This is a genomic window from Emticicia sp. SJ17W-69 (assembly GCF_051209875.1).
Classification (GTDB): Bacteria; Bacteroidota; Bacteroidia; order Cytophagales; family Spirosomataceae; genus Emticicia.
The window spans coordinates 4,342,900-4,364,963 of sequence record NZ_JBNTQY010000001.1 but is presented as its reverse complement, the minus strand read 5'-3'; the positions used below and the strand labels follow the sequence as shown (position 1 = coordinate 4,364,963).

The 22,064-nt window shown below is 36.0% G+C and carries 19 protein-coding genes; 5 read left to right on the top strand and 14 right to left on the bottom strand.

All coding sequences use genetic code 11. The features are described from left to right. The 4 genes from ACQUQZ_RS17700 to ACQUQZ_RS17685 all read left to right on the top strand — a co-directional run bounded on the left by ACQUQZ_RS17700 (position 1) and on the right by ACQUQZ_RS17685 (position 6,855). Entirely contained in the window at positions 1-1,377 is a 1,377-nt protein-coding gene (locus ACQUQZ_RS17700; protein ID WP_435356414.1) for a HAMP domain-containing sensor histidine kinase, read from the top strand. Between the two features lie 7 nt (positions 1,378-1,384). After that, positions 1,385-4,921, top strand: coding sequence for a gliding motility-associated C-terminal domain-containing protein (locus ACQUQZ_RS17695; protein ID WP_435356413.1), 3,537 nt, complete (start codon positions 1,385-1,387; stop codon positions 4,919-4,921). 107 nt (positions 4,922-5,028) lie between these two features. Continuing rightward, positions 5,029-5,484: a DUF4920 domain-containing protein gene (locus ACQUQZ_RS17690; RefSeq protein ID WP_435356412.1), complete on the top strand. Its 456-nt coding sequence runs from the start codon at positions 5,029-5,031 to the stop codon at positions 5,482-5,484. A 90-nt stretch (positions 5,485-5,574) separates the two neighbouring features. Continuing rightward, positions 5,575-6,855, top strand: a complete 1,281-nt coding sequence (locus ACQUQZ_RS17685) for an amidohydrolase family protein (RefSeq protein ID WP_435356411.1) — start codon at positions 5,575-5,577, stop codon at positions 6,853-6,855. Between the two features lie 91 nt (positions 6,856-6,946). Here ACQUQZ_RS17685 and ACQUQZ_RS17680 read toward each other — a convergent pair whose 3' ends face one another. From ACQUQZ_RS17680 to ACQUQZ_RS17620, 13 genes are all read right to left on the bottom strand, one after another. Next, positions 6,947-7,846 carry a helix-turn-helix domain-containing protein gene (locus ACQUQZ_RS17680; RefSeq protein WP_435356410.1) on the bottom strand — a complete coding sequence of 300 codons (900 nt, stop codon included), beginning with the start codon at positions 7,844-7,846 and terminating at the stop codon, positions 6,947-6,949. Between the two features lie 28 nt (positions 7,847-7,874). Further along, positions 7,875-8,633 carry a cyclase family protein gene (locus tag ACQUQZ_RS17675; protein WP_435356409.1) on the bottom strand — a complete coding sequence of 253 codons (759 nt, stop codon included), beginning with the start codon at positions 8,631-8,633 and terminating at the stop codon, positions 7,875-7,877. A gap of 91 nt (positions 8,634-8,724) precedes the next feature. Continuing rightward, positions 8,725-9,540, bottom strand: a complete 816-nt coding sequence (locus tag ACQUQZ_RS17670) for an SDR family NAD(P)-dependent oxidoreductase (protein ID WP_435356408.1) — start codon at positions 9,538-9,540, stop codon at positions 8,725-8,727. 75 nt (positions 9,541-9,615) lie between these two features. Further along, the gene (gene hisD, locus ACQUQZ_RS17665) at positions 9,616-10,890 is read right to left on the bottom strand and encodes a histidinol dehydrogenase (RefSeq protein WP_435356407.1); all 1,275 of its coding nucleotides are present in this window, start codon (positions 10,888-10,890) and stop codon (positions 9,616-9,618) included. Between the two features lie 59 nt (positions 10,891-10,949). Continuing rightward, a complete protein-coding gene (locus ACQUQZ_RS17660; protein WP_435356406.1) occupies positions 10,950-11,237 on the bottom strand; it encodes an antibiotic biosynthesis monooxygenase family protein in 288 nt (95 codons plus the stop codon). A gap of 126 nt (positions 11,238-11,363) precedes the next feature. Next, entirely contained in the window at positions 11,364-12,317 is a 954-nt protein-coding gene (locus tag ACQUQZ_RS17655; protein WP_435356405.1) for a fumarylacetoacetate hydrolase family protein, read from the bottom strand. A 70-nt stretch (positions 12,318-12,387) separates the two neighbouring features. Continuing rightward, positions 12,388-13,524: an FAD-dependent monooxygenase gene (locus ACQUQZ_RS17650; RefSeq protein ID WP_435356404.1), complete on the bottom strand. Its 1,137-nt coding sequence runs from the start codon at positions 13,522-13,524 to the stop codon at positions 12,388-12,390. 124 nt (positions 13,525-13,648) lie between these two features. Then, on the bottom strand, positions 13,649-14,761 hold the full coding sequence (locus ACQUQZ_RS17645) for an alpha/beta hydrolase family protein (protein WP_435356403.1): 1,113 nt from the start codon (positions 14,759-14,761) through the stop codon (positions 13,649-13,651). Between the two features lie 105 nt (positions 14,762-14,866). Then, positions 14,867-15,847, bottom strand: a complete 981-nt coding sequence (locus ACQUQZ_RS17640; RefSeq protein ID WP_435356402.1) for a VOC family protein — start codon at positions 15,845-15,847, stop codon at positions 14,867-14,869. Positions 15,848-16,218: 371 nt separating this feature from the next. After that, positions 16,219-16,632 (bottom strand): C-glycoside deglycosidase beta subunit domain-containing protein, encoded by a 414-nt coding sequence (locus ACQUQZ_RS17635; RefSeq protein ID WP_435356401.1) that lies wholly within the window; start codon positions 16,630-16,632, stop codon positions 16,219-16,221. Positions 16,633-16,642: 10 nt separating this feature from the next. Further along, on the bottom strand, positions 16,643-17,500 hold the full coding sequence (locus tag ACQUQZ_RS17630) for a sugar phosphate isomerase/epimerase family protein (RefSeq protein ID WP_435356400.1): 858 nt from the start codon (positions 17,498-17,500) through the stop codon (positions 16,643-16,645). Positions 17,501-17,559: 59 nt separating this feature from the next. After that, positions 17,560-18,495: a helix-turn-helix domain-containing protein gene (locus tag ACQUQZ_RS17625; protein ID WP_435356399.1), complete on the bottom strand. Its 936-nt coding sequence runs from the start codon at positions 18,493-18,495 to the stop codon at positions 17,560-17,562. Positions 18,496-18,551: 56 nt separating this feature from the next. Beyond that, entirely contained in the window at positions 18,552-19,727 is a 1,176-nt protein-coding gene (locus ACQUQZ_RS17620) for an MFS transporter (protein ID WP_435356398.1), read from the bottom strand. Between the two features lie 530 nt (positions 19,728-20,257). Between ACQUQZ_RS17620 and ACQUQZ_RS17615 the strand changes: the two genes are divergently transcribed. Further along, entirely contained in the window at positions 20,258-21,604 is a 1,347-nt protein-coding gene (locus tag ACQUQZ_RS17615) for a hypothetical protein (protein WP_435356397.1), read from the top strand. Positions 21,605-21,669: 65 nt separating this feature from the next. On the opposite strand, the gene ACQUQZ_RS17610 is transcribed toward ACQUQZ_RS17615, so the two are convergent. Further along, the gene (locus tag ACQUQZ_RS17610; RefSeq protein WP_435356396.1) at positions 21,670-22,047 is read right to left on the bottom strand and encodes a Dabb family protein; all 378 of its coding nucleotides are present in this window, start codon (positions 22,045-22,047) and stop codon (positions 21,670-21,672) included. Positions 22,048-22,064 lie beyond the last annotated feature (17 nt).

Here is a 22,064-nt window from a genome sequence, read left to right as displayed (position 1 = left end):
ATGCAAATACGTACAAAAATAGCGATACAATTTACAATAATCATTGCTGCGATTTTAATCATATTTTCGTTAGCAATTTATTATACCTCCGAAAATTTCAGGAAACAGGAATTTTATAACCGCCTTAACGACCGAGCGGTATTGACTGCTGGACTTTTGAAAGAGTTGAAAATTACGGAAAAAGATAAGAAAAAGCTCCGAGATGTCAATAGAACATTTTTGGCAAAATTGAATATTGAAAAAGTATTGATGTTTAATAAGAAAAATGAGTTGGTTTATGCCAGTTATGAAGCAGATTCTATTTTGTTTAGTCCTGATTTCTTAAATCAGGTTCGCAAACAAAAATATGTTGAAACCAGCGATTGGGAGAATCAAGTGATAGGTACAATGTACACCGATGAAGAAAAAGAATCGTATGTAGTGGTCGCTTCGGCAAGTGATAAATATGGCAGAGATAAACTGAAAAATATCACTAACGCATTGATTATTAGCTTTTTAATTGGTATATCATTGACTATTTTTCTCGGAATTATCTTTGCTGGTCAGTCGCTGAAACCAATTGCTGAAATTAATAAAGAGATTACAAATATTACTGCTTATAACCTTAAACAGAAACTGAGTACAGGTAATAATAAAGATGAAATAGCCCAATTAGCAATCAATTTCAACCAGATGTTGGAGCGTTTGGAAAAATCATTTGAACTACAAAAAAGTTTTGTTTCTAATGCTTCACATGAACTTCGGACGCCATTAGCTGCTATCAAATCAGAGATTCAGATTGCTTTAGAAAACAACCGTTCAATTGATGAATATAAAAGTATATTACGCTCATTATTGATTGATAATCAACGACTTATTCAGCTTACGAACGGTTTATTGCAATTAGCAAAATCAGAAAATAGAGACAATAATTTGGTTTTAAAACCAACAAGGATTGATGAATTATTATTTAAAGCACAAGAAGAAGTTTTAAGTCAAAACACTGATTATCATATATTGATAGATTTTGATGATATACCCGATGACGACGCATGGGTTACGGTCAATGGAAGTGAAGCTTTATTGTTGACAGTTTTTACCAATTTACTTGATAATGCCTGTAAATATTCTTCCGAACACCAAGCTGAGGTAAAAATTCGTTTAAATATTAAATCTTGTATTGTTGCGGTAAAAGATAATGGTATTGGTATTCCACAGGGTGAATTGAGTAAGATTTTTGAGCCGTTTTATCGTACGCAAAATGCCTCGAAATACCGTGGTCATGGCATCGGTTTATCGGTTTGCCGACGAATAATTGATATGCACCAAGGGAAAATTGAAGTGCAAAGCGAAGAAGGAAAAGGGAGTGTTTTTGAAGTTACTTTACCACATTTATAGACCTAAAATGAGAAGTTTTTACTTAATTATTTTCCTTATTTCGTCATTAATTCTTAGTGCCGCACCTACACCGTCGGTAAAATTTATCCGAAATGAAGGTCAATGGGAAAGCTCGATACGATTCCGAGCAGATATTCCTGGAGGATATTTGTTGGTAAAAAATACAGGTATTCAATATGTTTTTTTTGATACCGAGGCATTAGCTGCCATTCATACGGGAAGTTTAGACAATAAATCGGGTAGAAAAACCATCGAACCTATCAAAGCTCATGCCTATGAAATGACTTTTGAAGAAGCTAATCTTACACCAAGAATAGAAACTGCCGCTCAAAACCAAGCTACTTATAACTATTTTATTGGCAACAATCCTTCCAAATGGAAAAGCAATGTAGTGGCTTTTGATGAAGTGTATTTACGAGATATTTATCCAAATATTGATTTCAAATTGTATAGTTATGACCAATCATTGAAGTACGAATATATTGTGAAACCACAAGCTGATGCTTCAAAAATTAGAATGAAATATGTTGGTTTGGATAGTTTAAGTATTGATAATCAGCAACTTAATTATAAAACATCGGTGAATGTTGTCAAAGAATTTGAACCTTATTCTTTTCAAGTTTTGAATGGAAAAACGATTGATGTAAAGTCTAATTTTCGAGTAAAAAACAATGAAGTACAATTTGAGTTTCCAGAAAATTATGACAAAAAACAAGCTTTAATTATTGATCCTGAATTAGTTTTTTCAACTTACTCTGGTTCAAGGTCTGATAACTGGGCCCAAACAGCTACTTATGATGCTGATGGGAATTTATTTGCTGGAGGCTCTGTCTTTGGTGGAGATTTTACTGTGACCAACGGTGCTTTTCAGGTCAAAGGAAGTTCAACAAATGCCACAGGTAGTGAAAATATAGCTGGTTATGGTGTAACTGATGTGGTGATTATGAAGTTTAGTTCTGATGGTTCGCAGTTATTATATTCAACTTTTTTAGGAGGAAATGCTTCCGAAGTTCCTCATAGTTTAGTTGCTAATTCTAAAGGAGAATTAGTAATTTTTGGGACAACTTCTTCTACCAATTTTCCAACAAATGCCTCTTCTTATCAGAAGACTTTTGCAGGTGGAAGTATCATTGGTATTTACTCTTCTTTTTCTGGCCCCGACCAAGATCCTAACTTTACAGGAATCGGTTTTGAGCGTGGTACTGATATTTTTGTAGCGGTTCTCAGTACTGATGGAAAAAACTTAGTTGGAAGCTCCTACATCGGAGGAAAGGCCAACGACGGTTTTAATGATACACGTGCTTTGAATATCAAAAATTATGGTGATGAGTTTAGAGGAGAGGTGGTAGTTGATAAAGATGATAATATTTATTTTGCTTCTATTACAGCCTCCGTAGATTTCCCTTTGGTGAAACAATCACAAGGAGTAAAAGGAACTGGCTTTGATGGAGTCGTATGTAAATTGAATCGAACTTGTTCACAACTACTTTGGAGTACCTATTTAGGTGGGAATAACTTTGATGCAGCTTATGGAATCAAAGTAACTGATACGGGAAAAGTGTATGTTTGTGGGCAAACATTTAGTGCAAATATGGCTGTAAAAGAGGGAGCATTTCAAAAAATATATAGTGGTAGTGGAGATGGTTTCATCGCAAAATTCAATACCGATTATGCCATTGAACAACTTACGTATGTAGGAACAAACGAAGCGGATGTGAATTTCTTATTGGACATTGACAAAGAAGAAAATGTCTATGTTTTTGGGCTAACACAGGGCGATTATCCAGTGTCAGGTGATGTTTATAGAAATACAAAAAGTGGACAATTTGTTCATAGTTTCGATAAAGATTTAAGTAAAACGATTTTCTCGACCGTTGTGGGTACGGGTAGGGGAGTGGGAAAAATTGATATTGTACCAACTGCCTTTTTGGTCAATGATTGTGGCAATATTTATTTAGCTGGTTGGGGTGGAAAAGTCAATTCGTCACCAAGTCGAAATCTTAACCGAAACAGTACCACAACAGGCTTACCGATTACATCTGATGCTTATCAGAATACTACGACAGGCAGCAATTATTACTTCATGATTCTTGAAAAAGGAGCAAAATCATTGCTTTATGCAACGTATTTTGGTTCTGAAGCTCCTCCCATACCTGCTGGCGAAGTTGGTGACCATTTGGACGGTGGCACTTGCCGTTTCGATAAGAATGGTATTATTTATCATACAGCCTGCACGTGTTTGTCTCGACAAGGGACACCTACGGTAACATTCCCAACAAAAAATGCTTACTCAGCACACCGAAGTGGTAATTGCAATATGGCTGCTTTTAAGTTTAGCATTGATGCCTTACGAGCTGATTTTGAAATAAAAAATGAAGCAAACCGAGTTATTACCGAAGTTTGTGCTCCTGCAAAAGTGAATTTCAATAATTTAAGTGTAGGTGCAAAAACCTACGAATGGGAATTCAATGGTACAGTTGTTTCTCGTACTAAAGACATTGTTTTTAACTTTACTACACCAGGAGAATATACCGTGAAAATGCGTATTTTCAATAAAATTACTTGTAGAACTACCGACTCAACAACCAAAAAAATCTTAGTAAAAGGATTTATAGCAAAAACAAACAGAGATACGTTGGTTTGCCCTGAATCACCTGTACAATTGCTTGCTGAGGGTGGTGATAAATATACTTGGTCGCCTGCAACAGATTTGAGTAGTACGAGTATAGCCAATCCAATAGCAAAACCAAAATCTACTACCAAATACTCAGTTTTGATTGAAAAAGAAGGCTGTTCGGTCAATAAAGATGTTACGATAAAAGTAGAAGACAATAAAGCTGATTTTATCGTAAATTCAGGAAAAGAGATTTGTGCAGGACAAAGTGCCACGCTTATGGTTACAGGAAAAGCCACGAAATTTACATGGTCTGCTCCTAATATGAAAGATACTTCGGCAACTCAAATCGTTGTAAATCCTACACAAACAACTACTTATACCGTAAGGGGAGAATATCCTGATGGATGTAAACCTCTCAGAACTGTTACAATAACCATTGATAATTCATTCAAGCCCGATTTTGACTATCATATTATACAAGAATGTGATAAACCTTATCAACTTGTTTTTACTAACAAAACCACTAATGCCAGTAATTTTATTTGGGATTTGGGAAATACTGAAACTTTGAAAGCCGCTGTTCCTGAAAACTATCGTTTTGTAAGAGGTGGGGCATATAACGTAACGCTGAAAGCTTATAATAAAATAGGTTGTGAGCTAACAGTAACCAAAAGTATAGATATTCCTGAAAATGATGGAAAAGTTCCTAACGTAATTACGCCAAATAATGATGGAAAAAATGATAACTTTGTCATTGGATTTAAAAGTGCAACTGTCGAAATTTACAATCGCTACGGAAAACAGATTTTCGTGTCAAAAGATTACCAAAATGATTGGGGAAAAGACATTTCAACAGGAACATATTATTATATAATCACCACACCCACAGGCGTAGATTGTAAAGGCTGGGTTACAGTGGTAAATTGAGTGAATTTGTGATTTAGTGAATTAGTGTAATTCGCAAATCGCTCAATCATTAATCACACATTCGCAAATCATTCATTCACTAAATAATATATATATATATCAACAAAATGAAAAAAGTAATAACACTTCTCGCAATTATCTTTGCTATAAACATCTCTTTTGGTCAAAAATATGATAGTTTCGGCGAAAAAATCAAACCTAATGGTGCAATTACAACGGCTGAATTAGCACAAAAAGCGACTGAAAAAGGTGCAGTTGAAGCCAAAGTTTCAGGCGTAGTAGAATCAGTTTGTCAAGTAAAAGGTTGTTGGATGAAAGTTAAGTTGAACGACGGCCAAACCATGCGGGTAACTTTCAAAGATTATGGATTCTTTGTTCCAAAAGACATTGCAGGAAAAACCATTGTTTTTGAAGGCAATGCAAAAACAAAAACTACTTCTGTTGAGGAGCTTCGCCATTATGCAGAAGATGCAGGCAAAAGTAAAGATGAAATCGCTAAAATCAATGAGCCGAAAACTGAACTTGCTTTTGAAGCAAATGGGGTTTTAGTGCCTAAGAATTAATACCTCCCTAAAACCTGTAAGGTCTGGGCGACCCCGTTTTTCAAACCTTGCAGGTTTTAACACTCACTACCCCTCAAACTTAAAACATCAATGAAAAAAACTTACCTTTTAACTCTTTCCATCGGGCTTTCACTTTCTTCGTATGCCCAACGAACACTCATTCACTGCGGTACTTTGATTGATGGTATCAGCAATTCACCCAAAACTCAAATGACAATTGTTGTTGAGAAAAATCGAATAACTGATGTGCAAAGTGGCTATGCTACTGCCCAAGCTACCGACAAAGTGGTTGATATGAAAACCAAGACTGTTACCCCAGGTTGGATTGATATGCACGTTCATATTGAAAGCGAAACCAGCAAAGATCAATACCTCAAACGTATGAGTTATAATATGGCTGATGTGGCTTATGAAGCTCAAAAACACGCTAATACGACGCTTATGGCAGGATTTACCACAGTACGTGATTGTGGAGGTAGCGGAGTAAATATTTCTATTCGCAATGCCATCAACAAAGGTTTAGTTATTGGGCCAAGAATCTTTACTTCTGGCAAAACCATTGCGACAACTGGCGGACACGGTGATCCAACCAATGGAATTAGTTCAAAATATTCAGTTCCTGAAGAAGTGACCGATGGTATTGTAAATAGTCCTGATGAAGGCCGTCAAGCCGTACGTCAGCGTTACAAAGATGGTGCAGATTGTATCAAAATTACGGCTACAGGTGGTGTTTTGAGTGTGGCTAAAAATGGTAAAGGACCACAATTTACTGAAGATGAAATTTCAGCAATCGTTTCTACGGCAAAAGATTATGGTTTTATTGTAGCTGCTCATGCACATGGAGCCGAAGGTATGAAACGTGCGATACGTGCGGGTGTAACTACCATCGAGCATGGTTCGTTTATGGATGATGAGGCGATTGATTTGTTTAAGAAATATGGGACCTATTATGTGCCAACTATCATTGCAGGGAAATCTGTTTTAGATTCTGTAAAAGTGCCAGGGTATTATCACCCATTAGTTGTTCCAAAGATTTTAGAAACGGGTAAGCAAACAGCTATTACTTTTGCAAAAGCCTATAAAGCTGGTGTAAAAGTGGCTTTTGGTACAGATGCTGGCGTATTTCCACATGGTTATAATGCCAAAGAATTTATGTACATGGTAGAAGGCGGAATGCCTATGATGGAGGCAATCAAATCGGCAACGATTGTAAATGCTGAGATTTTGGGTATGAAAGATGATCTTGGCTCAATAGAAAAAGGTAAATTAGCCGATATTGTTGCTATTGATGGAGATCCTTTGCAAGATGCTAAAGCGATGATGAATGTAGTATTGGTAATGAAAGAAGGGAAGATTTATAAACAGAAGTAAGCAATTAATTTAGTAATATTTGGAGGCTGGTGCATTTTGCATCAGCCTCTTTTTTTTGCTAAACATTCAACTTATCTCATTTAAATTATTCTTAGCTTTGATATGCTTTGGGCGTCATGCCTGTATGATTCTTGAAAAAACGAGCAAAATTACTTGAAGTTTGATTACAAAGTTTGACAGCAATTTCAGAAATATGCAAATTTGAGTACTTTAGCAATGATTTTGCTTCCATAATCAACATTTCATTGAGCAAATCTTGGGCGGTCTTATTAGTTGTTTGTTTAATACATTTATTGAGATGATTGGCCGTTACATTTAATAGATCGGCATATTCACTTACTTTTTGTTTTTGTTGAATATGTTGTGTCAAGAGGTTTTTATATTGGTGAGTTAAAATAGCAGAAGAATTTTTATTTGTATGTTTTTCTATAATGGCATATTTTTTTACTTCCGTCAGCAAAACCAATAAGTAATAACCTACTAAGCCCAATTCTTGTTTTTTTAAATCTTTATATAATTCATCTAAACGTTCAAAAATATTTAAGAAAGTTTTTTGAGTTTTTAAAGGTACTGCAACAATTGGATTAGCCAAGAAATCAAGAAAAGGAAAATCTTTTAAGACATGACTTAGCGATAATGTACGAAATATTTCATCATCAAAATGCAAAAAAAATCCTTCTGCATCTTCACTCATACATTCATGTGAAGTAATTTGGTTGGCAGGGAGAAAGAAAAATTGATTTTCACCAAAGGTATATCGGTTAAGCCCTTTGCTTCGTGTCGAAGTACCTTTGGTTAAAAAAATTAAATCAAATACTGTTTTGCGATGAGGAGGCAACGGAAAAGTTAGTTTTTCGTGCATTCCATCTAAACGATTGATATGAAATAAACTATGACTATCTGAAAAAGGGAATTCCCATTTTGTATTACCAAAATGAAAATCGTCGAGACTGCTTATCTCAAGCAATGGCACTTTTTCTGGCTTATTCATTTTTTAGTCTATTATTTTGACAAGCAAATTAGTCTTCAATAATCGCTACGGCTCTTGTCCAACCCGCACTTGCTGCTTTGATTTTTGCAGGAAAACAAGCTACTTTAAAACCAAAAGGAGGCAATTGGTCAAGATTTGCTAATTTTTCGATTTGACAATATTCTTTCTCAATACCCACATAATGTGCTTGCCAAATCACTCCTGGGCGTGGATTGGCTTTATAATCGGCGGCCTGAATATGCAAGGGAATATCCCAACCCCAGCCATCAGTTCCCATTACTTTGATGCCTTGGTCAATTAGCCAATGGGTAGCTTTTGCCGATGCTCCCACATGGATTTTTACAAAATCTGCATCATGGATTCGTTTGTCGGCATCGCAACGAATCAAGACAATATCGAAAGGTTTTAGCGTGTAATTGATAGCGGCAAGTTTTTCAATTAAGTCTTCTGGCTCAAACATATAGCCATCAGGTTTATCAGTAAAATCAAGTACTACTCCATCATGAAAAAACCAATCAAGAGGCATTTCATCAATCGTACGTGAAGGTTTTCCTTCGCAAGTTGGATAATAATGGTATGGAGCATCTACGTGTGTTCCACAGTGTGAAGTTACGGTCAATACTTCGCCCGCAGGGCCATTATCGTTCACAAAGCAATCGGTCATGCCTCCAAAAAGCATCGCACCTATTTTTTTTGCACCATCTTTATGTCCTTCATATTCAATTTTAGTGGACATTGGCTCTTTTATTTCTTCCGAAATTGTTACTGATATATCTATTATTTTCATTTTGAATTTGGGGTTGCGGATTTCAGATTGATTTTTTCAGAAACCCAATTAATTTATTATTATTCCTAATTCGTAAATCCGAATTCCGAAATTATTTCAATAGTCTTCCGCCATCAACAGTAATAATATTTCCAGTGGAAAAAGTAAGTTGTGTTGCTACTGAAAAAACGGCATTAGCCACATCTTCGCCCATTGCAAAACGCCCCAAAGGCGTATTATCCATTTGATTTTTCAAGAATGCGGGGTCAAAGTTTTTAGTATATTCTCCTTCAACAAAACCTGGAGAAACAGACACGACCCTGATTTTAGGTGCTAAAGCCCTTGCCAATGAGCGAGTCATAGAATCAATCGCGGCTTTTGAAGCACAATAGGCAACATTTGAACCGATTCCGTAAATACCTGCAATGGATGAAATATTCACTATTAAGGCTGATTTTTCAGTACTTTGCATCAACAAATCTTTCATCGCTCTGCACATTGCAAACGAACCTCTGAAGTTGGTTTGCATGATTTTATCAATCCATTCATCAGTCAAAGCATCTAAGTCATGGTGTGGCACTGGCGTGGTGATTCCTGCGTTATTTACTAAAATATCTAATTTTCCGTACTTTTCTGCCACAAATGCCTTCAGTTCTGCTACTTTCTGGGCATCAGTTGTTGGGGCATGAAAAATACTATGATTGGATTTACGATTTTGTTTTGACTCATTAGTCGTTCGTAATTCATCATTAGTAATTTCATTTAGTTCAGCTAATAACTTTTCAGCTTTTTTAGCATCCGAATTATAAGTAATAATCACATCAAAACCATTCTCAGCAAATCTTCGGCAAATAGCCGAGCCTATTTCTCCTGCTCCTCCCGTGACGAGTACTGATTTGGGGCTTGGGATTTGGGATTTTTCGTTCATTCTTAAATATTTTTATGAAATTTGAAATCAGAGCTGTAAGAGAACAATTCCCCATTCATCATTCCAAACTCCGAATTAACTATACCTTCTCACTCTAATATCAGCCTGTTCTTTATGTCCTGCGAAGTTTTCAATTTCACAAAGACGAGAGCAATATTCACCAATCATAGCACTCGCTTCAGGTGTTCTGATTTCTTGATAAGTACAAGTTTTCATGAATTTACCCACCCAAAGTCCGCCTGTATATTTGGCTCCATGCTTGGTTGGTAAGGTGTGATTTGTACCAATGACTTTATCTCCGTAGGCAACATTTGTATATTGTCCGAGAAATAAACCACCATAATTTGTCATTTTTTCTAAAAAATAACGTGGATTTTCGGTCATTACTTGAACGTGTTCACTGGCGATTGCATCAGCTTCTGCTACCAATTCATCAACGGTATCCACCAAAATCACTTGTCCATAATCTCTCCACGAAATACTGGCAATATCAGCCGTAGGCAAAATAGTTAGCTGTCTTTCTACTTCTTTGATTGTATCATAGGCTAACTTTTCTGAATTTGTCAATAAAATTGCTGGAGAAGTAGGCCCATGTTCGGCTTGACCGAGTAAGTCGGTTGCACAAATTTCAGCATCGCTTGTTTCGTCGGCAATCACCAATGTTTCAGTTGGGCCGGCCAGTAAATCTATGCCAATTTTTCCAAACAATTGTCTTTTTGCTTCGGCAACGTATGCATTACCAGGGCCAACAATCATATCCACTGCTCCGATGGTTTCAGTTCCTAAAGCCATTGCTGCAATAGCTTGAACACCACCGAGTAAATAAATTTCGTCAGCACCCGCCATGTACATGGCTGCCACAGTAGCCGCAGGGATTTCCCCCTTGATTGGTGGGGTACAAGCAATGACACGCTTTACCCCCGCAACTTTTGCTGTAAGCACACTCATGTGAGCGGAGGCTACCATTGGATAACGACCACCTGGCACATAGCACCCAACGCTATTGACAGGAATATTTTTATGTCCTAAAAAAACACCAGGCAATGTTTCTACTTCAATATCTTTCAAAGCATTTTTTTGGTGTTGAGCAAAATTTCGGATTTGCGTTTGAGCAAACTTTATATCTTCGATTACTTGGTTTGGTAAACTACCGATAATTTCTTGGATTTGGTCTTCTGATAATTTGAAACTTTCGGGCGACCATTTATCCAATTTTTCAGAAATTGCTCGTACGGCAGCATCACCACCATCTTTTATTTCTTGAATAAAACTTTCAACAGTTTCTCGTACTTTTTTATCGTTTGATTCTGCCTCGAAAAGGGCAATGGCTCCTTTGATTATTCTTTTCATTGTTTTGTTATAATCAAACCTATAAGCTCTGAGAGACCTTGCAGGTTTTTCTACGTTATCTAAATTATTTCAAAATGTTCAGCAACTGGTGCTTGATTGAAGTGGGGCGATAAAATTGCTCGCCATTCGGTAAATAATGTTGATTGACGAAATCCAATTGTATGGTCTTCGAGGGTTTCCCAATGAATCAAAACCTTGTATTTTGTAGGAATTTCGATGCAATGATGAAATTTTAGACTAATAAAACCTTTGGATTGTGAAACGACGGCTTCGGCTGCTGCAAAAGTTTGTTCAAATGCCGCTTGGTATCCTTCTTTAATATCGAATGTTGCTATTTCTAAAATCATGTTTTGTTATTGGGGAATTGGTTATTGGTTGATTGGGGAATTAGTTAATTGGGAACTGGTTATTGGTTAGCTGCTGAATTAATAAACTAATTTTCTAATAACCAGTAACAAATTTCCCAGTAACAACTACACTACTTTATTTCTCAAAACCCCAATTCCTTCAATTTCTAATTCTACCACATCTCCTGGCTCAAGTGGACGATGAACAGTGAAATTATTTTCAATTAAACTTCCCCAACCAACTGTTCCTGAACCTAAAATATCACCTGGCATTATGTTTACGCCATTTTCAGAAGCTCTTTCGAGCATTTGTCCAAAAGTATAATGAACGGTTTTGTAATTTCCTTCACAAATTGTTTCACCATTGATTCTTGAAGTCATCTTTATATCAAATCTGGCATCTTGTACTGTTGGAACTTTCAGAGGTGATTCAAAATAACTTTCTGCAAACGGTACTTCGTATTGTTCAAATTCATCGGCGGTAACTATGCAAGGTCCAAAAGCATTAGCAAAATCTTTGCCTTTGTGTGGCCCAAGAGGAATGGTCATTTCTACTTTTTGAATAGCTCTTGCCGTCCAATCGTTGAAAATGGTGTATCCAAAAATATAGTCTTTGGCTTCTTCCATCTTAATATCAGAGCCTTTTTTGCCAATTATGCAAGCGATTTCAAGCTCAATATCCAGTTTTGTTTCCTTTGCAGGTCTTTTTATCTCGTCATTTGGTCCAAAAACATTGTGGTGATTGGTAAAATAAAAAATAGGCATTTCGTACCAAGCCGCTCCGACTGTATGTCCAAAAGATTTTGAAGCATTGAGCATGTGCATTTCGAAACCAATATAATCTCTTATGCTTCGAGGATTTGGTAATGGAGCTAAAAGTTTGATTTCTTCGATTGAATAATGAGCTTCAACTTCACCTAAATCTTTAATAATATTGAAATATTCTTCATGATTATCAATGAAAGTGAGCATATCGGTTGGCAGTTTTTCACTTGCCAATTGCATATCTACTACTTTTTCTCCTTGTAGCCAACCGATGCGGCTTTCTTGGTTTTTATTTAAAAATGTTATTAATTTCATTTTGAATGACGATTTACGAATAACGATTTACGAATTCGTCATTCGTAAATCGAAACTCGTCATTGAGTAATTATATTTCCGCAGTCAATGCCATACCAGTTTTGCCCATGAGCATACCCATATTTGCACCTTCTGGAAGTGGTTGGTCATTGTATTCGAGTAGTTCCCAAGCTCCTAAAGTTTCTGAAACATCAACAACCATCATGCAGCGTTCGTAGCGGCGTTTCATGTATCTCTCAAAAACTTCTGATACTTCCCCTTCTTTTTGCAATTCTTCTATCAAAACAACGGCATCTTCGATGGCTAATGCAGCACCAGACCCTAATTGTGGAATGGTAGTATGAGCAGCATCTCCCAAAACTACGACTCGGTTTTTATACCAAGGAGCAGGCATTTTGAGGGTCTCTAATGTTCGATAATTGACTAACTTAGCATCAGTTACTTGCGGAATTAGCTCCTGAACAATAGGCACAGGATAAGCCGACATATAAGTTTTTAGTTTTTCTACCAATTGGTCTTCTGGAATGATAGGATTTTCACCTTCGGCAGAATTTAAAAATATGTAACACGAATCGGCTGTCATCGGAATAACTCCCAATTTGTGTTTTTTATTGAAGAAAATGTAACCAGTATCTAAGTTGGCAGGACGCTTGAAAGCATAACGCCAAACAGATAAACCAACGTAATTTGTTTTGAACTCTCCAAAAATAAGTTTTCGTACTTTTGAATTGACACCATCAGCCGCAATCACAATATCATAGCTGTCTGCTGTGCCATCAGTAAATGTTACATTAACAATATCAGGCTGATTATCAATGTTTTCGACGGATAAGCCCATTCGGTAATTTAAACCAACTTTCTGTGCTTCTTCAAATAATACTTCGTGGAGTATTTTCCGAGAAATACCATTATGACTTGGAAATCTGCCTATCGGTGGTGTCCCCGCTTCTCCGATTTGAATACCATGAGGTAAACATAATTTTACTTTTCCATAAGGCGAACCTCTACGCATTGCTTCGTCGGCTACACCAATGGCATCTAAGGCTCTGAGAGCATTGGCTTGCTGAATGATACCTACTCCATACACATTAAATTCTTTATGTAATTCTATGAGATCTACTTCAAAGCCAGCCTTTTTTAAGCCAATAGCAACTGATTGCCCACCAATGCCAGCCCCAACTACTAAGATTTTTTTTATATTGCTCATTTTATTTAAGGTTGAATATTAAGTAATAATGAATTATTAAGGATAAATTATTAATGTAAAACTCCGTAAAACTCTTTCAATCAATACATTACAATAATCAAAAATATCCCATCTACTTAAATGATTATGCTTTTATTTTTTTCTCAATCCAATCATACATATTGAAAGATTTTGTAAAGTCATCTACCGAGCAATGTGCCGACCCACTTTCATCTTTTGGCACTATCTCCATCACATGCTCGCAGGTTAAAGCATCATTGACTTTATAAGCATTTTCAACAAAATTCTGGCGGTCATCTTCACCATGCAAAATATACGTAGGGCATTGAATTTTCTCTGCCACACCTTCTAAGGTAAAGTCTTTTAGCCTTTCACGAGCTTCGGTCATGTTCTCAGCTCCGACAATATGTTGTACAATTTCTGCTAAAGGATGATTGTCTGGACGATTTTTCCAAATATCATAATAAGACCAAACAGCCCCGAATATCATACACACTTTAAAGCGTGGCTCAAATGCAGCACAACGTGCAGCCATATATCCGCCCATCGAAACAGCCCCTATGCCTACACGAGAAGTATCAACATATTCTCCAAGATTGGCTATAATATAATCCAAAACAGCAGTTCCAGGTACATTATAATCATATCTTGTATGAATATGATTTAGCCTTAATGCTGCTCCTTGACCTGGCCCATCAACACACAACATAGCAATCCCACGTTCGTTGAGATGTTGAGCGATACCAAAATAAAGCTCTTCAGCTAAACTATCTAAACCTCCAAACATGACCATTACGGGAGGATTCTTAACACCAGTTGGTGTAAATAAATAAGCGGGTAAAGATGAACCTTCGAACGGAATTTCAATTTGCAAAGGTTTTTCATCGAAGAGATGAATGGCTTTAATAAAAGCATCTCGACATTTGAGATAATAAGGAATCTTACGCTCATCGTGCAAATTCATGAAGAATTCACTTGTACGTAAATAATTAAAGGCTCTCAAATACGTTCTGCGAGCAGAAACTTTTTGCCCATTTGCAGCATATTGTTCTGCTTTTTCATATACTTTATCACCCATTTTAACCCACGCTTTATTAAAGCTTTCACGGTCAGATGGGTCGATTTCGCTTGCAACTTCTAATATTTCAGCAAATTCGCCACCACCGTAGTGTGCTTGCGTCAATGCTCTATTTACTTGATAAGAGGGCATATATTGCCCAGGAAAATAATGCCACATTTTGATTTTGAATTTACGATTTTAGATTTACGATTGAGAAAATTTATGTTACTATCGAATGACTTTACAAAATCGTAAATCGTCATTCGATAAATCGTAAATTAATCAAATATCAACTGGCTTGTCCAATCCACCAACTTTGCCTTTTGCCATTTCAGCAAAAGGATTGGTTAAACCCCAAGCATCATTTGGATTGTCTTTTAAATAATGAACATCTGGGCCGTGGTCAGGAGCAAAAATTAGTCTTGCACAAGCATAAATTTCGAGCAAAATTCCTGTGTGTGGCTCCATGATGTAGAAGAAAAAGCCTTCATCGGCTTTGTGACGAGTAGGAGCCCCCCAAACTGATTTATAACCTTTTTCAGTAAACCAATCAAGTGCTAAAAGTACCTCTTCACGGCTATCAAGATTATAACAAATATGATTGGCTATACCTTGACCAGGTTCAAGATTCGGGTCAGAGAAAACAGCTATGTCATGCGAAAGATTACCAATTGTCCATAGACCTCCGATGGGTGGAATATGGTCTTCCATTCTGATTTCGTCAGGATTTTTTAAACCCATTCCTTGCCAAAATGCTTTTTCTTTGGCATATTGGAATTTAGCAACTAAGTAAGTGAAATGGTCAATCCGACGTGGATTGGCTCCTTTACGGCGATTACTTGAATAGCGGTCGGCATAAATACTGGCTTTTTCGCCTGTTTCTCTGAGCCATTTGACATCCCAAAAAACTTCATGTTTGTGACCATCAGGCGATTGAAATTTGAATGCTTTTCCTCGTCCGAGGTCGGCATCTCTCCAGCCTTTTCCAGCACCAATGTTTTCTAAATGTGCCACACATTCTTCCAGAGCTTCAGCACTGTCAGCTCTCCAACCTACAGCACCAAGTCCTTTGGTGTCAGATTGTGTAATTTTGAGTGTATGAAAGAAATAATCCCCCCAAGCTCTCAGATAAACAGAGTTTTCATCACGACCTGTTTCGTCCATACCAACTATATCGGTATAAAATCTTACGGTTTCAGCAAGGTTCGTACTCAATAGTTCAACATAAGCCAATTGGGATAAATAATGAGGATTCTTTGCCATTTTTTATATCGTTTCTTTTTATTATAATATTCAAAGTAAATTTTATACAAAACTAAGTTTTAATTTAATATGATGTGAATCATAATTAATCCAAAAACATTCAAAATCAATCCATTTTATTGTAATTGAATAAAAATCAGAGTTTATGATATTCCTAAATACAAAAAAATCAAGTTGATTATCTTTATTCAGAAGATTGTATGCCTATTTGCGATTTGAAGAAGGTGGCAAAATCACTAATTTCGTTTTTGCCGATTTTATTGAGGATAAACGCATTAAAATATGTGACATAACTACGATAGAGAAGGAAGTATTTATAAATCTTTTCAATTTATTTGTTCTTTTAATGCGTTTATCCTGAACTTTATATGTTATTTCACTAAAACCATGCGGCGTTCGCCTTTTGTATCAAAATAGCCCGTGTCAATGGCTGGTGGGAGGTAGGATGCACTAAGGTCATAAGCGACTTTTACATCGTAGACATCGGGAACAAGTCCACCTTCCTTTCTTATGGTGAGTGTGGCACTTTCCATGCTGCTCCAATGTATATCTGTACAATTTCCTAAGTCGGTTTGCTCAATATGCTGACCGTTGATTGTCCAGAAAATTTGGTCACCTTCAAATTTGTCCTCATTGACGAAAACTGTTGCCGCTCGTAATTGTGATACCCAAATTCCTCTATAATATTTGAGTCGGATAGGTACTTGAAAGCCTATTGTTTTTTCTGCGGTCTTTACATTCCGAAAACCCCTTAATTGTATTAAGTTCTGTTCTAAAAGTCTCATGTTATTGCATTTATTTGCTTAAATATCTGTTGATCATTACGTGGTGTTTACGCACTTGGTCGCAGGCATACCCTGCTATTTCTTTGTTTTTGCCTTCATATTCACTCAGCATATAACCATTCCAATGATTATCTTTCAAAACTTTGATAATTGCCTCGTAAGGATGGGTTGGTTCAATAAAATCCTCGGTCATGTGGATAAACTTGGCATGGCAAGCATGGGTGTATTTCAAATAAGGGATTAATTCTTCTGGCTTGCTTGGTTCATTGTCAAATCCTGGAATAACCATTCTTTCCGAAGTCTGGAATATGCCAAAATCAATGTTTAGTCCAAAATGCTTGGTACCTGTTTTTTCAATAAATTCCACATAATCATTCACCATTTTTGAGTTTAACTCGGTCGGTTGATGAATTTCTGGACACATTACCACACCATACTCTTCGGCAACTGGCAAAGCTTTTTTGATAAACTCTCGCCAATTATTTACAGGATTTAAGTCAAAATCAATAACGCCTAACTTGGTTCGTAAAACAGTAAAGCCTAATTTATTCGCCAATTCGATGTCTTTTACCAAGCTATCATAAGACTCTTGGGTTGTTAATTCTCTTCCAGGAAATCTTCTTGAATCTACCCAATGACCATATTCTACAGGAATTATCTCATACATTTTCAAAAGTCTGTGCCATTCTTCGAGCCAAATATCACTTGGGTTTGGATAATCTTGAATATGACCATTGGCAAGAATTTCTAAGCCATTTGTGCCTAAATCGTACATTTCGGCAAAGCAATCTTCAAGGGTCATCGAAACCCCAAATTCGCCTGAATAAGAGTAAAGCGAAACGCCAGTTTTTGGAATATTTTGTAACATATTTTTTGTTTTTTTAATCAGTAAAAAGAATACGAGGAAAGACTTTGGTGAGTTTTGTACTAAATTTTACTAATTCTATACTCACTCGGGGGCAATCCAGTTTTGGATTTAAAGAATCGAGTGAAATCACTCAATGAGTTTTTTCCAATCTTGTATGAGATTTCGGTAACATTCAGATTGGTTTGTTTTAAAAGCACTTTTGCTTCAATCAATAGCATATCATCCAATAAATCGTGTGCCGATTTATTGGTGGTCATTTTCACACATTTATTAAGATGATTGGGCGTAACATTAAGCATCTCAGCGTACGCTGAAATTTTAAATTTCTCCGAAATGTTATTCGCCAAAGCTTTTTTATATTGCTCTGTTATTTTGTTCATGGCATTGGTCGTAATTGGTTTTGAAATCTCCACAAAAGGCTTCAATTCACTAAACAAAGCTTTTAGATATACGCTTAAAATATCGATTCTGCAATCTTCATCGGCATTGTATTCTTGAATCAACCTATCCAATACATTCTCAGAATTTTTGCGAGCTTTTTCACTAATTTTTACCAAAGGGTAACTATTAAATTGCAAAAAAGGGAATTCTTGCAGCACATCTTGGAGAGGTGTTTCACGGGTAAGTAACTCCAAACTGAAATGGCAATAATAACCTTCTACGTCTTTGAGCGAAGAATTGAAAATCGTAATCTGATAGGCAGGAATAAAATAAAAGGTATTTTCGCCAAATTCATAAGTGTCCAATCCATTGCTACGGATACTTTTGCCTTTGGTAAGAAAGAAAAAACTGTAAATATTGATTCTTCTCGGTTGTGAATCTGACTTTAATGAATGTCCTCCTATCTTATGATATTCTTCCAAACGATTGATATGAAAATATTTGTTTGAATAGCGATTTAGTTCAGCCACAGGCACACCATCATCAAGCAAAACTTTTTCAAGTTGCTGCGTATCAATAGTTGGAACGACCTTATTTAAATTATTTTCGAGCATTTTTCAGAGAAATCATTTGTTTTTTAAGAAATATTCTATGCTATTTTGTCTTTAAATCATGGCTTTTTTTCTGTCAAAAAACCATTAGATGCGGCCACCAATAAACAAATAACTCCGAATACAACAAAGGCGTTTAACATATTTCCTGTAAGGTTTCGCATTCCAGAAACCGCCAGTGGAGAGAGAAATTGACCCAAAAAGAACCCACAAGTCCAAAAACCCATGCCTCGCCCTCTGAATTCAACAGGAACTTCTTTGATAGCCCATGCAATGAGAATAGGAATAGCCATGCCAACACCCAATTGCTGTACCCAAGCAAACAAAATGGTGACCTCAATCATGGACGATAAACCTATGCCTATCAAGCCAATACCAATCAATGCAAACAATAATGTGAATTGAAAACGAGGACTTCTATTGGAAAAATACTTAAAAATCATAGCACCAATAGGCACTGCCAGACTGGCAATGGCACTATAATTACCGATTTTCTGCTGGTCAGCAATTCCCATTGCATTGAGAGCCATCGAAAAATGGATAATGTAAACATTGTAAAGTATAGCTGCCAGCATAGTTAAAATTATGATGCGAAGTATCAATTTCAATGGGAATGTAGCTTTGTTTTCAGTAACAAAATCTGTCTTTTTTAAGGTACTTTTTGGCTCAAAAATAAAGAAATAGGTGCCGATGGTAACGATAAAAGCGATGCTATAAACCAAAAATGGAAAGTTCCAGCCCAGACTTGAGAGATAGCCACTCGCCGAAAGAAGCATAAAACCACTCACCGCACCAGCGATACTTTGCCACATGAGCCATTTTGCACGGTCGGATTCTTCAAAATAATCACCCAAAAGTGTATTGGCAATGGTAAGAATAAAAGCTTCACCAATACCCAACAATAAACGTCCAGCCATTAGAGAAGAAAAATCTTGTAAAAAGAAAGGCAAAATACCCCCAAAGCCATAGAATAATGTAAAAATCAGCAACAATTTTCTTCTTCCCAATTTATCAGTTAAATACCCTGCATACGGCGAAAGCAAGGCTACACAAATCCCAGGTGCCGCCACTATCAATGGGGCGAGCGTCATGATATTGGATACATCGTGAAAATGCTGAATAATGACAGGAATCACAGGCATGAGTGCCACAATTGCCATCATTGGTAAAATACTGATAATGAGAATGATAATGGCTTGCGGAAGTCCCGCTTTGGGAGTTTGGGTTGACTTCATTTTTGATGTATTTACAATGTTAATAACCTCACATTAGCAATTGCTTATAAAAATTGTTTTCTATGCTTAGTAGAAGCAGTTTTTTTATTGAATTTTGATGATAATCGGTTGAACAAAGTTAATATATGAATAATACAATTTATTGTCAATAATATTCTATTGTTATACATATTCAATCATTTTATGTTAAAATATGGAAGAATTAGGTAAATGTTTTGATATTTGAAATTATATGACTTGAAATTGCCTTAGTATAAGGCAAAAAAAACGCCGCCATTTTGATTTAACTGGCAACGTTTTTACATCAATCTATTAGAAACTATTTACTTCAAATCTGAAAAATAAACGGATAAAAGACAATAACTGTAAGTTTTTGATTTTATGTAAATGAACAATGTTGCTTATTTCAAAAGCTGTACGAAGAAAAATATCTGGCTTGAAAATCATCCTAAAGTTTTTTTTTCTAACTTGCAAAAACAACTATTGAAGCCTACATTCAAAAATCTTAAAATTAGAATTAAACACATTTCATGGAAAACTCTACACAAGATAGAAGCAATTGGTTACAAGAATTATCGAATCAAAGCTGGAATTTGGAATTTGTGGTTTCAGGAGCAGCCATTTTTTCAACCTCATTTCTTCCTGACTTAATCGAGCAAGCGATTTCGTATTACTTTGAAAATTATCAGGCAAAAGATTCTCTTAGCAATGTATTACTCCCAACTTTGGCCTATAGCTTTGCTAAGGCCTCAGCTTATTTATTGATAACCACTTTCTTTGTTCATTTTATTCTCAGAGCTTTCTGGATTGCAATGGTAGGGCTGCGGGCAGTGTTCCCACAAGGAATTGTTTTTGAAAAACTGCCCAATACTAATACAGAATTAAGGGAAAGTATCAAAAAGACATTTGGCAAATTAGACGATTTCATCATTCGATTAGACAGAAGGTGTAGTCAGATATTTTCGATAGCATTCATTTTGGTATTGTTTAGTGTTATGATTGCATTGATATATATATTATCGTTTTTGTTAATTGTTGGGGTTAAAACATATATTCCAGAATATTATGTAAAAGTTATGTACTTTCTTAGAATTATTTTGATAGCTTGGTTCTGTTTGAGTGCATTCGGTTTTATTATTGGAACTAAAGAGAAATACCGAGAGCATCCTATTTTAGGAAAATGGTTAAAAATAATAGTACAAAGTAGCTCCTTGCTGTATTTTGGTATGTATAAACCTATCAATTATATCAATTTAGTATTTGCTTCAAATTTGCCTCGCAAAAAATACTACCTGTATATGAGTTCGTTTGCAATTACTTTTATGGTGTTAGCAATGTCCATTTATACTAAAAAATTGTTTGAACATAACGGATTGCCATTTTTAGAATCTCGCAATTTTTATTCAAGCGGTTCCACCGATTATCAATTGAAATCAAGTTTTTATGATAACCAACGAGCTGATGGAGAAATAGCAGAAGCCAGTATTCAGGCTGATGTGATTCAAGAGCCATTCATTAAGCTATTTATCAACTATGGAAAAGTGCTTGATGCTGATTTGTCGAAGATTTGTAAAGTGCCAAAAATACCCGAAAATTTGGAAAGACATGAAAAACGTTCACTGAAAGATAAGGCTCGTCTGGAATGCTTTGGCGAATATTTTCAAATCGCTTTAAATGATTCGACTTTACACCCAGTTGAGTTTTTGTATGAGGAGCATGGCTCTGAAAGAACAAAAGGCATAAGTACCTATTTGAGTACCGAAAAGTGCATAATTGGACGTAATCAACTATATATAAGGGCATTAGAAACAGATAGTTTACCCAAGAAAGTGTGGACTAAATATGTTACTATTCCATTTTGGTATGCAAAAGATTAAGGGAAAATAACACAATAAAGCACAATTTTGTAGATTTTCTCTACGAAATTGTGCCTCATGTTCCATCACTTCTCAACAAAATATTGAACGGCTTCAACTTTTTTAGTAATGTCAACACCTACTTTGATATGCTTTTGGTGTTCTGGCGAAGTTGCGTATTTATCTAAATCTTCTAAAGATGCAAAAGTGAAAGCATACGTATGCTTAATTTCTTTGTTTCGGTCGGTGATAGGAGCGATACCCCATTCATATCCTTTCACAACTTTTAGTTTTGTCAAACCTTTGAAAGAAGTATCCACTTCTTCAATTTCTTTTTGAGAAGCATTTTCAGTGAAAGTGACCGTTACAATATGCTTGAAGGCTTTTGTTGGTTTGGTTTGTGCATGAGCATTGAAAGTGCAGGTTGCCAATAAAATAGTGATTATTAAAAAGAGATTTTTCATAGTATTCATTAAACGTT